Origin of the sequence: Chryseobacterium vaccae, from assembly GCF_009602705.1 — a bacterium.
Taxonomy (GTDB): domain Bacteria; phylum Bacteroidota; class Bacteroidia; order Flavobacteriales; family Weeksellaceae; genus Chryseobacterium; species Chryseobacterium vaccae.
The window spans coordinates 1,843,489-1,858,264 of record NZ_VSWH01000001.1 but is presented as its reverse complement, the minus strand read 5'-3'; the positions used below and the strand labels follow the sequence as shown (position 1 = coordinate 1,858,264).

Genomic DNA, 14,776 nt, shown 5'->3' with positions numbered 1-14,776 from the left:
ATCAATACAATGTCAGAATTAAAGAAAAGACTTTCGTCCATTCTTGAAAGTCCCAAGCATAATACAGAAGAAAAACTGCAGAAAGTATGTCACCTGCTGGATCAGGAGATTTCCTATTTCAACTGGACCGGATTTTATTTTAAAAACGGAGATAAGGATGAGCTGATCTTAGGACCTTACGTAGGAGCACCTACCGATCATATCATTATTCCTTACGGAAAAGGGATCTGCGGGCAGGTTGCTGTTTCCAATGAAACATTTGTAGTTCCTGATGTTCACCAGGAAAGTAATTACTTAAGCTGTTCAATTGATACAAAAGCAGAAATTGTAGTTCCTATTTTCAAAGACGGGAAAAACATTGGTCAGATCGACATTGATTCTCATAAGATCAATCCGTTTACAGCCGAAGACCGGGAACTCTTAGAATGGCTTTGCAACGAAGTTTCCAAAATTTTGTAAAAACAGAATAAATATCAACATACAGTTCCGGTCCACCAATCGGAACTTTTTTATTGTATGCATAACATGTACTGAGTAAGATCTGCAAAATCTGTGGGAAATAATATTCAACAAAAATCAACATTATAAAATCTTATCTCTGATAAAATCCAGGTGTCTTATACCACAGCAATAAAAAACAATTTGTGGCTTTGCACTTACCAACCATTGAGCTGAAAATCGGAAGCATCCTCAAAAGCTGTGGAAACATAAAAATTTCAGGATAAGTTCTGTACTGTACGGATTTCTTCTATTAATTCTTTAAAATAAGCTTCACACTTAGCGATATGCGTTCCATACCATGAAAAGGCTTCCCCATCTACAATCATAATCTTTTTATCAGGGTAAAATGCTTTCAGCTCCTCAATATGTTTTTCTTTGAATGGAAAAGGCTCTGAAGACAGCATAATCACATCTGCATCTGCCAGATCTTCCGTTCTGATTTCAGGATAGCGGGTTTTATCTTTGAAAATATTTTCAAAACCGATTTCGGACATGATTTTATGAATAAAAGTATCAGAACCAATAGTCATATAAGGGTTTTTCCAGATAAGATAGGCTGCCTTTACCGGAGTATCAAGTTTTGACTGATTGAGAATATCGTAGATTTTAAGATTGAAAAGTTGAGCTCTTTCTTCCTGGTTCAGAAGTTTTCCAAGGTTTTTTAAGAGATAATAATTGTCTTCAATAGTTTCAACATTGGTTACCATTACCTTGAAATCATCCATTAAAGCTTCTACCTGTTCCTTGATATTTTCTTCCTTGTTGGCAAGGATCAGGTCAGGTTGTAAAGATTTTATTTTTTCAATATTGATGTTTTTTGTTCCACCAATGATGGTTACATCTTTTATTTTATCCTGTGGATGAATACAGAATTTAGTTCTGCCAACAACTTCATTTTCGGTGAGGCCCAGATCAAACAATGCTTCTGTGATAGAAGGAACAAGAGAAACAATTTTCATAATCAGACTTTGTCTGCCTAAATTACAAAAGTTTTCCGGTCAGGAAAAGTCCGGCTACAGAAAAATAAATGATAAGCCCCGTTACATCTACTAAAGTTGCCACAAAAGGAGCAGAAGAAGTAGCAGGGTCAAGGTTTAATTTTTTAAGAATAAAAGGAACCATAGAACCGGAAAGTGTTCCCCAAAGTACAATCATCACCAAGGAAACGCCCACGCTTAGTCCTACAAACGGCCAGTATTGCCCATAATTGAAAAATCCTGCTTCATGCCAGACCATAATTCTTAAAAATCCGATGATTCCAAGAATTCCACCCAGGAAAAGTCCGGTAAAGATCTCTTTTTTCATTACATACCACCAATCTTTTAATCCTATTTCCTGAAGCGCCATGGCTCTGATGATCAGGGTAGCTGCCTGAGAACCGGAATTTCCTCCACTGGAAATGATCAACGGAACAAATAAAGCCAATACTACAGCTTTCTGGATCTCATCTTCAAAATATCCCATCGCCGAAGCGGTAAGCATTTCAGAGAAGAAAAGGATAATCAGCCAGGTTCCTCTTTTTTTGACCATTTCTATGAGAGAAGTCTGGGTATAAGGAAGGTCCAAAGCTTCAAGCCCCCCGAATTTCTGGATGTCTTCCGTGTTCTGCTGTTCAATCTGATCGAGGATGTCATCAATAGTTACGATACCTACCAGTACACCGGCTTCCGTAATAATCGGCAATGCAGTTCTGTCGTACTTTTCAAAATAGGTTACGGCATCTTCCTTGGAAGTAGTGGTGGTAATGGCTACAAAATGATTATCGGTGATATCAGAGATCAGGGTATCTTCTTCGGCTAAAAGAAGGCTTCCTAAAGCAATATCGTCAATAAGACGGTTTCTTTCATCTACCACATACAGGTGGTTCATGGTTTCCACTCTTTTTCCTACCTTTTTAATTTGCTGAAGACATCGTTTCACTGTCCATTCCTTACGGATCTGGATGTAATAAGGGGTCATCAGGCGGGCAATGGAATCTGAGTTGTAGCCCAGAAGTTTCAAAGCGATTCTTCTTTCCTGTGGATTAAGATGGTTGATAGAGTACTTGATCAGCTCGTCGGGAAAATCCTCAAAAAGGGAAGTCCTGTCATCCGGCGTCATGGCGTTCAGAATCTCAGAAACATCATCGCTTCCAATACTTCTGATGGTATCTTCTTGAAAGTCCGGATCAAGATGAGAAAAAACTTCTGCTTTATACTCCTTAGGAACCTTCAAAAATGCCAGCAGCCTCTCGTCAGCAGGAAGTCCGCTGAGAGTTTCGGCAATATCGGCAGGATTTAAGATAAGTTCGTCTCTGGAATTCAAAACGTGAAATTTTTGGATATGCAAAAATAATTCAAATTTTTAAAACTGGGCAACAAAGTGATAAAATTAAGGATTAATTAAAGTTCAACATTCGTTATAACAATGTATTGGAAAATAAAAAAACATCCGCGGGAACGGATGTTAAAAAATTAAATTTCAAAATATCTGGTATTATTCCAGTATAGGTCCGCATAAAGGGTAAGGGGAGGGCATACACTGGCCGCCTTCACAGCATTCCCCGAATCCACACTGTGTATGGGTCTGGCATTTCCTGATGGGACCGCCACCATTGATTTGCAGCAGTCCTTTTCTGTTGATTTTTTTAAGATTTTTCATGACTATTCCATTTGAAATGATGAATAATAACAAAAATGTCAGGCTTCAATGCAGATATATGGTTTACATACACTGTTGCAGCACCATCCTACAGTGCAGGGTACGGTTTCACTGCATCTTTTGAGAGCCCCACCGTTGATCTGTTTCTGCTGATCTCTCGTGATTTTCTTTAGGTTTGAATTTTTCATATGATTTAGATTATGGACATACTAAAATAAGAAAAATTACTTTATTATTCACTGTTTTATGAAAATATTTAACTATAAATCAGATGGTTGCGAGTGTTTGTTGGAAAATAAGAGGTCTAACGTAGGATGAACGATGAACTAAAACTAAAAGAATTTTGAATATGAATTGCCAAAGGTGAATAGCGAATAGTGAATTTTTTTATGGTTATAAAATTAACCATTGACCAGCGCAGCTGAATTGACCATTGATACTAATAACGTACTATGAAGGACCGTCCAACTTTAAACATTGAATATAAAACTTTAAACCAATTACAATTCTACTCCCTCAGCGTATTTAAGCTTACGTAATTTTTTAAGGATCCCCTTAATGGCACCATCTGTTCCTATTTTAATGGAGTTTTCAGTAGAACCGAGAAGCCGCATATTTTTACGATAGGTATCATAATCTGTTTCTGTTACAAGATTTCCTACAGCATCAAAAAGCTTCATGCTGACAACAACCTGATTGGAGAATACATATTTACCGATACCGACTTTAAAATATTTTACTTTTGGAACCACCGCAAAATCAGCGTCATTGTTGACACAATAATCCGTGATGGTTTGTTTTTCAATGGTATCAAAAGGGATTTGTACACCGGCTCTTAGCATTTTGTTTTTTCTGTTGCTGAAATTGTCTGAAACAGCGCTGAAAAAAGCCTGATTGGTGGGTTCTTTGATTTCGTCAATGTCAGGTTCTACCTCGGGATTAAAGTATAAAACCTTTTTCGTTTTGTCGTTGTTGCTTTTCTGCGCCTTCACTGAAGTAAAGCCGATTAATAAAAAAGTGCTGACTGCTGTAAAAAATATAATTTTTTTCATCTGTAATTCGTATGCAAAATTACTGCCTTTTAATGGGATGACATAAACTTTATTAAGAAATTTTTAACATTTTTTTCTATCAATTTTGATATATGAAATCAATAATGTTTGCAGAATCGGAAAATAGTCGTAATTTTGCACCCGTTACATAATAATCATTAAACAATATTGGAATGTACTTAACAACAGAAAAAAAGCAGGAAATTTTCGCAAAACACGGAAAATCTGCACAGGACACAGGAAGTGCTGAAGGACAAATTGCACTTTTCACTTTCAGAATTAACCACCTTTCAGGTCACCTAAAAGGTAACCACAAAGATTTTAACACAGAGAAATCTCTTGTTAAATTGGTAGGTAAAAGAAAAAGATTACTAGATTACCTTAAAAATAAAGATATCGCAAGATACAGAGCGATCATCGCTGAACTAGGTTTAAGAAAATAGTCTATAAAGATTTTCAAAAACAAAGCAACTTCGAAAGAGGTTGCTTTTTTGTTTTACAGATCCCTCCTGTTTCAACAATAAAGTGTTCACAAACGTCCGTGTATTTGTGAGATCTGCGGGCACGCAAGAGTTCTTTAAAAATCTACGATTTTTATCTGGTTATCAGCAAAAAGAATCAGCTCAATCAGCAAAATCAAAGAGACTATCTGGTAAAAATCGTTCATGTAACTCTGTAGAATTTATTCAATAGAGGTGAACTTTATCCGCCTAAATCATAAACATTTAATCCTCCGGCTTTAAAAAAACTTAATAAAACAAGTAAAATCCATGAGAAAAAATCATTAGTAAGCACCTAAAAAGAAAGCGAAATCCCTTAAGTATTTCGCTTTCTATATTTATTTATGACTGATTTTCTAATGACCGGATTTTGCTTCCGTACTTTGAACATGACCGAGGTATTTCGTACAGTAAATTCCGAATACCAGAATAACCAGATAACAGAATACCGGAATAATAAATGAATGCTGCACTCCGAACTGATCAGCAAGGTATCCCTGAAGAATTGGAACGATAGCACCTCCCAGAATGGCCATAACCACTAAAGATGATCCCTGGCTGGTATATTTTCCTAATCCTGAAATGGCCAGAGTGTAAATATTGGAAAACATAATGGAGTTGAAAATTCCTATTCCTAAAATACTGTACATCGCCAGCTCACCGTGGTTCACCATGGCAGAGATCAGCAGAAGGACATTCACTGATGCAAATATGGAAAGTGTTCTTGCAGGAGCTGCTTTACCAACAAAGAAAGCAATGAAATTAAGAACAATGAATACCAGGAAGAAACTGATCTGTGCAAAACTCAGATTGACAATACTGAAAATCACCAGGAATACTGCTGCCGCTGCTGCCAGCATATAAAAGGCTTTTTTCTCCTGACTTAATGATTGATTCAAAGAAATAGCGCCAAGAAAACGCCCGATCATGGCACCACCCCAATATAAAGCCAGATAATTTTTACTGACCACTTCATTAAAGCCCATGATTTGAGGCTGTTCCAGAAAGCTGATGATAAAACTTCCAACAGCTACTTCACCGCCAACATAGCAGAACATGGCAAAAACACCAAATTTCAGATGACTGAATTCCAATGCTCCCCAGCCTTTTACAATCTCTTCTTCTCCCATTTGGAAAGAAGGCAGCTTTACTCTGGAGATCAGCAGACCTACCAAAAGCAGTATTCCTGCAAAGATCAGGTAAGGAATTCTTGTGGCTACGGCACTGAATGAACCATCCGGAGCTGAGAAAAACTCAAAGATCAGGTGTCCTCCAAGTACCGGAGCGATCGTTGTTCCGAATGCATTGAAGGCCTGAGTCATATTCAGACGACTGGACGCCGATTCTTCACTTCCTAATAAAGATACATAAGCGTTGGCCGTGATCTGGAGGACTGTAAACCCTAGTCCGAGAATAAATAAAGCCCCAAGAAATAGTGGATAATAGGAAAAAGTAGCGGCCGGATAAAATAATACACAGCCTAAAGCTGCCAGAAGTATCCCGAATAAAATACCTTTTTTATACCCTAACTTGTTAATGGGATCTCCTTTGGAAATGGAAATCAGGAAATAAATCAATGATCCGATAAAATAAGCTCCGAAAAAACAGAACTGTACCAGCATCGATTCGAAAAAGGTAAGTTTAAAAAGCTGCTTTAGATACGGAATGAGAATATCATTCATGCAGGTAATAAATCCCCACATGAAAAAAAGCAGGGTGATGGTGATCAGCGGAACAGTATAATTTCTGTTCTGCGGCTGTACTTCTTTATTGATCATAAACATTTATTTAATATGAAAAGTCTGTTAAACCTGTTCAGTTGATTTTTCGTCTGCAGCATATTTTTGTGAGAAGCAGGGCAAAGATAAGGCTGTCTCCTGTTTTTTTGCAACTTTTCCAGTGTTTTATACTATTACAGACATGGTTTTGGCTTCGTAAAACTATATTTACATTTTTTGAGACAATAATACGAAAACGACCGGATTTTATCATGAATAATCTTTGAAAAAATAGGTTTTCCTGCCCCATAATGATCATTAAGTCTAATTCTTAGCATGAAATTTTTATGTTTTTGAGAAAACTGATCCATGAAATCTTACCATGTAGCATAGGTTTTTTGAAGCTGAAAATTTAATATATCATTATTATATAGTACCTTTGCAGACGAAAATTTAAAGAGTTTAAATATTAATTCATACTCAATACGGAGTATAAAGACGACAAATTTATGAGTATACCTCAAGCGTTTACAGAAACGATTACTCTTGCAGACGGCAGAGAAATCACAATTGAAACAGGGAAACTGGCTAAGCAGGCTGATGGATCTGTGGTAGTAAAAATGGGCGGAACAATGCTTTTAGCAACTGTTGTAGCCAATAAAGAAGCTAATCCCGGAGTAGATTTTTTACCATTAACGGTAGACTATAGAGAGAAATTCTATGCAGGAGGAAGAATTCCTGGAAACTTCTTCCGTAGAGAAGCAAGACCTTCAGATCAGGAAATTTTAACCATGAGATTAGTAGACAGAGTATTACGTCCACTTTTCCCTGAAGATTTCCACGCTGAAGTTCAGGTAATGATTTCTTTAATTTCTTATGACGGAAAAGCGATTCCTGATGATTTGGCAGGTTTAGCAGCTTCTGCAGCAATTGCCATTACTGATATCCCTTTCAACGGACCAATGTCTGAAGTAAGAGTGGTAAGGTTTGATGGGCAGCTTTCTATCAACCCAAGCTATGAAGAATTAAAGAATTCTGAATTGGATATTATGGTTGGAGCTACTAAAGATTCAATCGTAATGGTAGAAGGAGAAATGAAAGAAATTTCTGAGCAGGAAATGTTAGAAGCGATTAATTTTGCTCATGCTGAAATTAAAAAGCAGATTGAAGCTCAGGAGAGATTAGCAGAAAAAGTAGGAAAAGCTTTCCCTAAGAGAGAATATTCTCACGAAGATCACGATGAAGAAATTCGTGAAAAAGTTTGGAAAGAAACTTACGATAAAGTATATGAGGTGGCAAGAACTCCATCTGGTAAAGAAGAGAGAGGTGAGAAATTCAAAGCGGTTCGTGAAGAATTCTTAGCTCAATATGCTGATAATGCAGAAGAGCTGGAAAGAGTAACGCCTTTCGTAAAAGTATATTATCACGACGTAGAGAAAGAAGCAATGCGTCAGATGATCCTTGAAGACAATATCCGTCTTGATGGTCGTGATCCTCAGACGATCCGTCCTATCTGGTCAGAAATTGACTACCTTCCGGGAGCTCACGGTTCAGCCATCTTTACAAGAGGTGAAACTCAGTCTCTGACTGCTGTAACACTGGGTTCTGTGAAAGATGCCAACATGGTAGACAGCGTAATTTCGCAGCACGACGAAAAATTCTTCCTTCACTATAACTTCCCGCCATTCTCTACAGGTGAAGCAAGACCTTTAAGAGGAACTTCAAGAAGAGAAGTAGGACACGGAAACCTTGCTCAAAGAGCATTACAGGCAGTTATTCCTGAAGAAAATCCATACACCATCAGAATTGTTTCTGATATCTTAGAATCAAACGGTTCGTCTTCAATGGCAACAGTTTGTGCAGGAACATTAGCATTAATGGATGCAGGGGTACAGATTACAAAACCTGTTTCAGGTATTGCAATGGGATTGATTACAGATGCAAAATCCGGTAAATTCACTGTACTTTCCGATATCTTAGGAGATGAAGATCACCTTGGAGATATGGACTTTAAAGTAACAGGTACTGCAGACGGGATCACTGCTTGTCAGATGGATATCAAAATTCAGGGACTTTCTATGGATATCATGGAAAAAGCTTTGATGCAGGCCAGAGACGGAAGATTACACATCTTAAATAAAATCACGGAAACTATTTCTGAACCAAGAGCTGATGTGAAGCCTCACGCTCCGAAAATGGTGGTAATGGAGATTTCTAAAGACTTCATTGGTGCTGTAATCGGGCCTGGTGGAAAAATTATCCAGCAGATGCAGAAAGATACAGATACGGTTATCGCTATCGAAGAAATCGGAGAAATCGGACGTATCGAAATTGCAGGTACAGACAGAGAAAAGATCAATGCTGCTGTAGCGAAGATCAACGAAATTACTTTCGTTCCTGTAGTAGGAGAAGTATACAATGGTAAAGTAGTGAAAGTAATGGATTTCGGAGCTTTCGTGGCTATTGCTAAAGGTACGGAAGGGCTTCTTCACATTTCTGAAATTGAATGGGCTCGTTTAGACAAAGTTCCATATGCTGAAGGTGATGAAGTAGAAGTAAAATTCATGGGTTATGATGACCGTAAGAAAATGAAGCTTTCAAGAAAAGTTCTTTTACCAAGACCTCCAAAACCGGAAGGAAAACCAAGACAGGAAGGACAGGGTAGACCAGACGGACAAAGAAGACCGGAAGGACAAAAGCCACAAGCTGAAAGACCTGCGGAAGACCAAAACCCTTCAACAGAAGCTTAAGATTAATTCTATATAAGAAAATCCCTCACACTGAGGGATTTTTTTGTTTTATGATTCCGCAAAATCGGAAATAATCGCTTACCAGATTTTAATTCTTTCTTCCGGATTTTTATACAGCTTATCCCCGGATTTTAACTCAAATGCTTTGTAGAAAGCTTCGGTATTCACTAGAGGTCCGAAAGCTCTGTACATTCCCGGCGTGTGCTCATCGGTCTTGATCTGGTTGATTAAAGCCGGTTCCGTGTAAAGCGTTCTCCAAACCGTAGCCCAGCTCAGAAAGAATCTTTGATCCTGCGTATAGCCGCTGATCTTTTCTATGGCTCCCTTATCTTTAAGATACATCTGAAGAGCATCGTAAGCAATGTTTACCCCTCCCAGATCTGCAATATTTTCGCCATTCGTAAAGGTTCCGTTCACGAAAGTTCCTTTTACCGGTTCATACTTGTCATATTGGGCGGCAAGAGATTTTGTGGCTTTTTCAAAATTGGCTTTATCTTCAGGTGTCCACCAGTCTGTAAGATTTCCTTCCGCATCAAACTGGGCGCCGGAATCATCAAATCCATGGGTGATTTCATGTCCTATCACCGCACCAATACCTCCAAAGTTAATCGCAGGATCTGCTTTCGGATTGAAGAAAGGGGGCTGAAGAATGGCAGCAGGGAAAACAATCTCATTGTTTTGCGGATTATAATATGCATTCACCGTTTGCGGAGACATAGTCCATCTGGATTTGTCAACCGGTTTACCTACTTTATCAAGGGCTTCCTGATACTGCCATCCTGAAATGTTCTGAAGATTTTTGTATAAATTTCCACCCTGGGTTTCAGACAGGATATTGAGTTTGGAATAATCTTTCCATTTGTCTGGATAAGCCACTTTTACAGTGAATTTATTAAGCTTTGTCAATGCCTTTTCCTTCGTAGTGGAAGACATCCAGCTCAGATTGCTGATGTGCTGTGCAAAACTTTTCTTCAGATAACCGATCAGTTCCTCCATCTGAGCTTTCGCTTCGGCAGGGAAGTATTTTTCAACATATAATTTTCCGAAAGCTTCACCCAGGCTGCCATTAATCAGTTCATAACCTCTTTTGTTAAGAGCTCTCTGCTCCTTTTGGCCACGGAGGTACTTATTGTAAAAATTGAATTTTGTTTCATCAAGCTGCTGCGTCAGGAAAGAAGCATTTCCCGACAATAGGTTGAATTTTAAATAATCCTTGATGATATTGATGTTTTGAGGAACAAGAAGCTGATCGAGGTTTTTATAATAATTCAGTTCCCCGATGATCACTTTATCCGTCTGTACCCCTGCTTTTTTAAGATATGCCGGAAGATCTGTATTCTTCACCAGAGCAGAAAGTTCCGCCATGGTTTTCGGGTTATTCTGAAGATTAACATCACGGATCTGCTCATTGGTAAGCAGAGTTTTGGCGATGGATTTTTCAAAATCAACAATTTTTCCGGCTGCCTCAGTAGAATTTTTGTAGCCCAGAACATTCAGCATTGAAGCCACATATTTTGTATACTCCTTTATGGCTTCAGTATTCTTTTCGTTATTTTTCTGATAATAATCCCGACCCAATCCTAATGAACCGCTTCCAAGATAAACCGCATTCATTTTGGAGTCTGCAAGATCAGCGCTTACTCCCCAGCCGTAAAGAGGATTGTTACCCTGTCTTGTTGCTGCAGTCAGGTATTGATTAAGATCTGCAAGGGTTTTAATGGCGTCAATTTTAGATACATCTTCTTTTAAAGGAGAGATTCCGTCTTTATTTCTTTTATCCATATCCATATACGTGAGATACAGGTTCTGGATTTTTTTACCTTCGCTTCCGTCTGCAAATTGGTCTTTTAAAAGCGAATTTAAAATAGAAATAGAATTGTTATCCGTATTCTCTCTGAGCTGGTCAAAGCTTCCCCATCTTGAACGGTCAGAAGGAATTTTGGCTGTTTTCATCCACTTTCCATTCACGAAGTTGTAGAAATCATCCTGTGGACGAACCGACATATCCATGAAGGACATATCCAATCCGGGATCATTGTTTGTAGTTCGTACTGTTGAGGCATTAGGCCCTGATTTTTGGGCGTTGGCCATATCAAAGGCTAAGAATGTTGCCATAGCCAGTAGGGTGATGTTAAGTTTTTTCATAGTGCTGTTTTTTTATCGTTAAATTTTGTTTTTCCTTAGTTGCCTTTAAGTTGTTGATGCTGAATAGAAAATTTTATTCTTTTTATGCTCCGATCCTCTGTTTCAGATCATCCGCACCGCCTGTTTTTCTTGGCTGTCCGTTTTTCGCAGAACCAAAATTGTAGGTGTAGGAAAGCGTTACCACTCGGCTGTCTCTTTTCACTACAAAATTTTCTATGTAATTATTGAAAACCACCTGTGCTTTCGGATTGCTGGTAAAGAATACATCGTTGAAAGCCAGCTTCAGCGTACTGTTATTGCTGAATTTTTTCTGAGCTCCGATATTCAGATACCAGTTAGGCTGAACATCCATATACGCATAAACTTCCCTCGCTCTGTAATTACCTGTAAGCTCAGCTGTAAAGCCGTTTCCTAATTTAAATGAATTGATGCTGTTAAGGTTGAAAGTGAAATTCCCTTTATTGTTAATCTGGGTTCCCGAAACATTTCCGGTGTAAGATCCGTAGTAAAAATTGGCGCTGTTATTCATTTCCCACCATTTCGTTAATTTTACCGGAGCAATCAGATTAAGTCCGTAATAAGAGGCTGAACTTAGGTTTTCATTGGTTTGTACGGTAATATTTTTTCCGTTTTCTACTACCGGTTTTATCACATCCGTAATATTTTCGGAGGTTTTGCTGTAGCTTAAAGTAGCGAAATATTTATTGCTCAGGCTGTAGGTCAGTTCATAATTCATCGTGGTCTGTGGATTCAGATCAGGATTTCCGGCTCTGTAGGTAGTAGGATCAAGATAGAATTTGAAAGGGTTCAGCTGGTTGTAGCTTGGTCTGGTGATCCTTCTGCTGAAATTGACTTCCAGGCTGCTCTTATCCGTCATATTGTAAGAAAATACAGCACTTGGGAAAAGCTGGGTATAATTCTTTTTATTGACCTGATTGGTAGTCAGCTGGGTTCCTTTTACGTTCGTATTTTCTGCTCTCAGTCCAAAAATAGCACTGAATTTCTCCCATTTCTTCGATACATTTCCATAAGCAGCATTGATATTTTCTTCATAAATAAAATGGTTGGTTTTATTTACATCCAAGACAGGAGTTCCTGAGCTGGCATCAAAAAATTTCAGATCATTGTCTGCCTTTACAAAACTTACTTTAGCTCCCGCTTCAATTTTCCAGTCATTTTTCAGGTTTTTGGAAAGATCGGATTTTAAGGAATAAATATTAAGATTCCCGCCAATATCACCCTGTAGAATGTCAAGGCTGTTTCCGCCAGCTGAATAAGTCCTTGTTTCAAAATTCTGAAGAGAAGTGTTGGCGTAATGAATATAATCGAAATCGGTAGTCAGCTCCGAACCTAGTGAATCCAGTGTATACTTATGATTCAGGTTGAAAGAAATATTTTTCCAATGGTCATGAGAACGGTTTTTGGTAGTGAAATTACTTTCAGGGAGATAATTATTGCCCAGCACAATGCTTGAATTATCCCCTTTAGGATCAAATTTATTACTTACAAATCCTGCGGAAAAACCTAAAATATTTTTGTCGTTCAGATAATAATCCATTCCGGCTCTGGCGATATGATTTCTGAAATTAAGTTTCAGGAAATTGTCCTGTACATAGGCTCTTTGAAAAACACCGTCCTCATAAAAATTTCTGTCAAGCTTCAGGTGGTTGTAAAATTCACGATAAGCAAAACTGTAATTCGCAAATATATTCAGCTTTTTATTCCGGTGGTTAAGGCTGATACTGTTATTGTTCTTGATAAATTTTCCGGTTCCTAGAGACGTTGAAACGGTTCCGTTAGTCCCTTTTCTCTGATCTTTTTTAAGCTTGATGTTGATGATGGAAGTACCAGCTGCATCATATTTAGATGAAGGATTGGTAATAAACTCTATTTTTTCCACAGTAGAAGAGGGAATGCCGCGAAGGTAAGCTGCCAGGTCGGTTCCCGTCATGGGAGTATTTTTCCCATCGATCTGTACCAGGAGATTTCCTTTTCCGCGGAGGCTGATATTATCGTTGCTGTCTACATTCACACCCGGAGCTTTTTCCAGGACTTCAAATGCAGAATTTCCGGTGCTGGCAATACTATTTTCAACATTCAGGATCATCTTTCCGTCCTGTCTCTCAATATATGGTTTTGCCTTTGTGATGGTAACGCCTTCAATGGATTTTACATTCAGGTCAATAGAAGAAAGTATTTTGTTCTCAGTTAAAGCAATATCACCGGACTGATAGACTTCGGTACCGTTTTTACTGATCTTTAACTGATAGTTTCCCGCTTTAAGGTCGTTAAAGCTGAATTTTCCGCCGGAATCTGCAATTTCGGTTTTGATCAGTTTATTGTCCGGGCTGAATAAGTTGATTTCCAACTGTTCCGGTTTCTCAGAACTGAGAGTTCCGGAAAGAGAATAATTTTGTAAGGTCTGGGCAGAGAGCAGGGAGCTCATCAATATTATGATCCAGGTTAATAAGAGTAAGAATATTCGGGTCATGGTATTTATTTTTTAGCGTTAAGACAGTTTTCTGAAATTTTGAGCATCGCTGAATTCACTATTTCCATTTCCTCATTGCTAATGCCTTCCAGTGCTTTGGTTCGGTTACCCTCAACAATTTTCTGAACATCTTTAATGATTTTCTTTCCGGAGTCGGTCACCTGCAGATTGGTTTTTCTGCGGTCTTCAGGATGAATGTTACGTACTACATATTCCGATTTTACAAGCAGATCTATAATTCTGGTCACTGAAGCATTATCCTTGAAGACGAGATCACCAATTTCATTCTGGGTAATTCCCGGGTTTTCCAGAACAGCTTTAATAATAAGCCACTGATCGATGGTAATGGTAAATCCGTGGGCTTTCAGCTGGCGTTGCGCGTAATTCCTGTAAGACCTGATTGCTTTATCGATATTGTAGAATATAATTGAATTTAATTTCTCCATGATTTTAAAATTTAAATAAAATGACTTATCAATTATTGATATATCAATTAATTAGTAAAATGTATTTTTATTTTGTTACAGAAACATGAAAATATTTTTTTGTAATAATTGAAAAACCAGCTGTATGATGAGGGTACAGCTGGTTTTTTGTATAATATTTGCATATTTTTCTCTCGAAAATTTCGCAGATTAAGCAGATATTTGTGGAGATTTTTCTGTGATTTTGTAGATAAAGCGAATCTTTTGTTGGTTTCGCGCAATGGCGCAAGAATTTTAATTATTATAATGCTTTTAGGCGCAAGAAAATCAAAGATTTTCGGCAACTTTTCTGGATTACTTTAAGAGTTAAAACAGCCGGAGGCCAATCCACCGCTTCATCGAATCAACAGAGTTGATTCTGGACTTTTGCTTCCTTAAAATCAAAACTGCCTATGCATTGAACTTTGCGTTCCAAAAAATACAGTATCATATTGATGAAATTTGAGTTTCCCACAGATTCCACTCATGTTTGCGGAGATTTTTGTCTCGCAGAT

General features: G+C 38.0%; 12 protein-coding genes. 3 read left to right on the top strand and 9 right to left on the bottom strand.

Going from position 1 to position 14,776, the window contains the following annotated elements; genetic code table 11:
* The first annotated feature begins 9 nt into the window (after window positions 1–9).
* Entirely contained in the window at window positions 10–459 is a 450-nt protein-coding gene (locus FW768_RS08350) for a GAF domain-containing protein (RefSeq protein WP_153394511.1), read from the top strand.
* A gap of 257 nt (window positions 460–716) precedes the next feature.
* Here the strand turns inward: FW768_RS08350 and FW768_RS08345 are convergent, their stop codons facing one another.
* The 5 genes from FW768_RS08345 to FW768_RS08325 form a co-directional block, all read right to left on the bottom strand.
* Entirely contained in the window at window positions 717–1,460 is a 744-nt protein-coding gene (locus FW768_RS08345; protein ID WP_153394509.1) for an ABC transporter substrate-binding protein, read from the bottom strand.
* A 22-nt stretch (window positions 1,461–1,482) separates the two neighbouring features.
* Entirely contained in the window at window positions 1,483–2,805 is a 1,323-nt protein-coding gene (mgtE, locus tag FW768_RS08340) for a magnesium transporter (protein ID WP_153394507.1), read from the bottom strand.
* A gap of 171 nt (window positions 2,806–2,976) precedes the next feature.
* Complete coding sequence (locus tag FW768_RS08335; protein WP_153394505.1) at window positions 2,977–3,141, bottom strand: hypothetical protein; 165 nt, start codon at window positions 3,139–3,141, stop codon at window positions 2,977–2,979.
* Between the two features lie 38 nt (window positions 3,142–3,179).
* On the bottom strand, window positions 3,180–3,329 hold the full coding sequence (locus FW768_RS08330; RefSeq protein WP_153394503.1) for a bacteriocin-like protein: 150 nt from the start codon (window positions 3,327–3,329) through the stop codon (window positions 3,180–3,182).
* A 312-nt stretch (window positions 3,330–3,641) separates the two neighbouring features.
* A complete protein-coding gene (locus tag FW768_RS08325) occupies window positions 3,642–4,193 on the bottom strand; it encodes a pyruvate decarboxylase (protein ID WP_153394502.1) in 552 nt (183 codons plus the stop codon).
* 173 nt (window positions 4,194–4,366) lie between these two features.
* Here FW768_RS08325 and rpsO point away from each other — a divergent pair, with 173 nt between their 5' ends.
* The gene (rpsO, locus tag FW768_RS08320) at window positions 4,367–4,636 is read left to right on the top strand and encodes a 30S ribosomal protein S15 (protein ID WP_062696685.1); all 270 of its coding nucleotides are present in this window, start codon (window positions 4,367–4,369) and stop codon (window positions 4,634–4,636) included.
* Window positions 4,637–5,049: 413 nt separating this feature from the next.
* Here rpsO and FW768_RS08315 read toward each other — a convergent pair whose 3' ends face one another.
* Complete coding sequence (locus FW768_RS08315) at window positions 5,050–6,471, bottom strand: sugar MFS transporter (RefSeq protein ID WP_153394500.1); 1,422 nt, start codon at window positions 6,469–6,471, stop codon at window positions 5,050–5,052.
* 449 nt (window positions 6,472–6,920) lie between these two features.
* Here FW768_RS08315 and FW768_RS08310 point away from each other — a divergent pair, with 449 nt between their 5' ends.
* Window positions 6,921–9,161 (top strand): polyribonucleotide nucleotidyltransferase, encoded by a 2,241-nt coding sequence (locus FW768_RS08310; protein WP_153394498.1) that lies wholly within the window; start codon window positions 6,921–6,923, stop codon window positions 9,159–9,161.
* A gap of 78 nt (window positions 9,162–9,239) precedes the next feature.
* On the opposite strand, the gene FW768_RS08305 is transcribed toward FW768_RS08310, so the two are convergent.
* From FW768_RS08305 to FW768_RS08295, 3 genes are all read right to left on the bottom strand, one after another.
* The gene (locus FW768_RS08305; RefSeq protein ID WP_153394496.1) at window positions 9,240–11,306 is read right to left on the bottom strand and encodes a M13 family metallopeptidase; all 2,067 of its coding nucleotides are present in this window, start codon (window positions 11,304–11,306) and stop codon (window positions 9,240–9,242) included.
* 82 nt (window positions 11,307–11,388) lie between these two features.
* Complete coding sequence (locus FW768_RS08300; RefSeq protein WP_153394494.1) at window positions 11,389–13,797, bottom strand: TonB-dependent receptor domain-containing protein; 2,409 nt, start codon at window positions 13,795–13,797, stop codon at window positions 11,389–11,391.
* 5 nt (window positions 13,798–13,802) lie between these two features.
* Window positions 13,803–14,243, bottom strand: coding sequence for a MarR family winged helix-turn-helix transcriptional regulator (locus FW768_RS08295; RefSeq protein ID WP_153394492.1), 441 nt, complete (start codon window positions 14,241–14,243; stop codon window positions 13,803–13,805).
* Between the last annotated feature and the right edge of the window lie 533 nt (window positions 14,244–14,776).